General features: G+C 43.4%; 2 protein-coding genes. Both read left to right on the top strand.

Annotation, left to right across the window (positions count from 1 at the left end; all coding sequences use genetic code 11):
* The first annotated feature begins 188 nt into the window (after nt 1-188).
* Nucleotides 189-752: an SMI1/KNR4 family protein gene (locus tag GGR02_RS17175; RefSeq protein WP_183186152.1), complete on the top strand. Its 564-nt coding sequence runs from the start codon at nt 189-191 to the stop codon at nt 750-752.
* A gap of 310 nt (nt 753-1,062) precedes the next feature.
* Nucleotides 1,063-2,613, top strand: coding sequence for an RHS repeat domain-containing protein (locus GGR02_RS17170; protein ID WP_229706298.1), 1,551 nt, complete (start codon nt 1,063-1,065; stop codon nt 2,611-2,613).
* Nucleotides 2,614-2,700 lie beyond the last annotated feature (87 nt).

Raw genomic sequence — 2,700 nt, 5'->3', positions numbered from 1 at the left:
ATCGGAGAGAATTCGCAAACATTTTGCGCGGTATTTCCGATTTTCATCCAAAATAATTTGAAAAAGTAGTTCTGGAATAGTGTGCTAATTTACATTAATCCCCCTTCCAAGTTCCTTTCATCGAAAGGTGGTAAATCCTTGGTGGACGAACTACAAGTAATATCTATGATATGTTGGGAGGTATCATAATGGGTTCTTTACTTACGCTTACACTTAAATCATTAAAAAAACGGCTTACAGATCAACCATCTATCCAAATTCAGCAGGATTTAGGGTATGTTACAGAAGTCCGTTTTTTATTTAATGCCCCGGCGCCAGAAAGTGAACTATTGAAATTTGAAGAAACCAACCAATTATTCTTGCCAAAAGACTATAAGGAATTTTTATTAATGCATAATGGGGCAAGATTATTTATAGATGAAAAAAGCGGTGCTTCCTTTGATGTACTAAGGATAAGTGAGGTACAAGAGAACCACCAATCTTTAGATTATCCAGAAGGTTGGTATCCTATAGCGTATGGTTTAGAGAGTAGTGTCCTAGTGATGAATCTTAACGAAATCACCCCTCATAAAAGAAGTAATGAGTATTTGTTTTGGCTAGAACCTGGAGAAAGCATTGAGCATGCCACTCCTCTTTATATGAATTTTGAGATCTTTTTAGAGAGGCTCATTATCTCACAAGGAGTGGAGTATTGGAATTGGCCGATTTATAAAGCAAGACATTTCTATAAGGCGAATGATTTAGAAGATTAGAATTTCTTTAATAGGGTGAACCTGCGATAACTTATATCAGCGCAGAGATTCACCCTTTTTATAATATGGTCCGTTTTTAAACAGCAGCTTCGAAGGAAGCGTGACGAATTGGAGCGGAACGGGCGGAAGCGTCGATCATACGGAGTCGTTCGACAGGGCTTACTCTCTCAAAATATCGAGAACCAGCACCACACAATCAGCTAGTGAATATAAGCAGACGGTGATTGTGGGTCAAACTTCAAGCGATGCGCCGCTTCGTCTGACACTCACAGGCCTTTCCAAAGCACAGGATGTAAAAGCCAATGGCGCAGTGAGCGCAAGCGATTATTCCATTACGGCTAAAGTATACTTTGTGGATGGAACGACCCAAACGTATACCGCTGATTTTCCAATCGGCACGCAAGAGTGGAACCGGACTGCCGTTTTGATTCAACCTTCCAAGCCAATGGATAAAATCGACATATCCGCTGTCTTCCGCGGTAATTACACGGGAACGGTATGGTTTGACGCGATCCGGCTCATGGAAGGAAACGTGGTGACGAAAAACAAATACGATGCCAGTGGAAATTATGTCACGGAAGAAGTGGATGAAAAAGGCTATGTGGCGAAAAAGAATTATGATGCCGTAGGAAATCTGTTAAGCGAATACGATAAGAAAGGAAATAAGAAAGAGTACAAGTATGACGCATCAAATCGTTTAAAACAGCTCCTATTGGCGAATGGAACGTCCGTCAACTATGATTATGACTTGAATGGCAATATGACTTCAAAAGTCATTCGAACCAGCGACGGCCAGTCTCAAACATTTGCCTATTCTTATGATGCGACCGGCAAACTCATGAAAACCGTCGGTCCGCTCAATGATGTGACCACGAATGACTATGATGCCAATGGAAATAAAATCAAAACGGTTTTGCCGAAAGGAAACACGATTCAATGGACGTATGACGGGGCCGAAAGAGTCAAAACGATTTCTTACAACAACGTTCCGTATTACGAATTTCGTTACGACAAAAACGGAAACGAACTTTCTGTACAATATGTAAAAGACGGTACGACCAAGATAAGAACATTTGATTCCGCGAATCGTGTCATTGAACAATCCGACCGCGGAGGATTACAAAAGTGGACCTATCCGACGACATCGGATAAATTGCAGCAGTTCATGTTCTCTCATGGGTCCTTTAGCCAAACGATCCATTACCAATACAATGCCTTGGATCAAAATACAGTCGTCCAAGACGGAACGTATACGTACCGCTTTGACTATGACGAGAGAGGAAACGTTCGCACCTTCACGATAGGAAATGGAGCCGGTTCAACCTTTACGTATGATGACCGCGGCTTGGTGAAAAGTCTGTCAGTGGGAACAGCGGACGGAACCGAGTTGTTGGCGGAAACGTACCGTTATGACGAAAACGGCAATCGGACGAAAATCGAGTCCCCGACAGGAGAAGCGATTGTTTACCGTTACGATGAGCTCGATCAACTAGTGGAAGAGCAATGGCCGGATGGAACGACGATCGCGTATACGTACGATGGATTCGGCAATCGCAAGCAAATCGTGAAAACGAAAGACGGACTATCCACGACGATCACGGCCGATTATAATGCAGCGAATCAATTGACCCGTTTCGGCGATGAAACGATCACGTACGATGCGAACGGCAACAGGACTGAAGACGGCGAGTACCAATATGAATGGAACGAAGCCGATCAACTCGTCTCCATCACCCGAAAAGGCGAAAGCACGCCGTTTGTAACATACAAATACGATGAAGATGGCCGGCGCATTCAAAAGACTGTGAATGGCGTCGTGACGAACTACCACTACCAAGGCGACAGCCTCAACGTCGTATGAGTAAAATGTTTGTGGGAGGAAGCTAAATCCTCTTCCATATGTTTCAAGGGGAGGATTCCTTGAACAGAAGGGGGATGAGCAAAAAAG

Source organism: Anoxybacteroides voinovskiense (assembly GCF_014196205.1).
In the GTDB taxonomy this organism is placed as follows: domain Bacteria; phylum Bacillota; class Bacilli; order Bacillales; family Anoxybacillaceae; genus Anoxybacteroides; species Anoxybacteroides voinovskiense.
This window is presented reverse-complemented; position numbering and strand designations above follow the sequence as displayed.

Bases quoted from the DNA above. Each gene is read 5' to 3' on its own strand.
- GGR02_RS17175 (WP_183186152.1), top strand. From the start codon at position 189: ATGGGTTCTTTACTTACGCTTACACTTAAATCATTAAAAAAACGGCTT.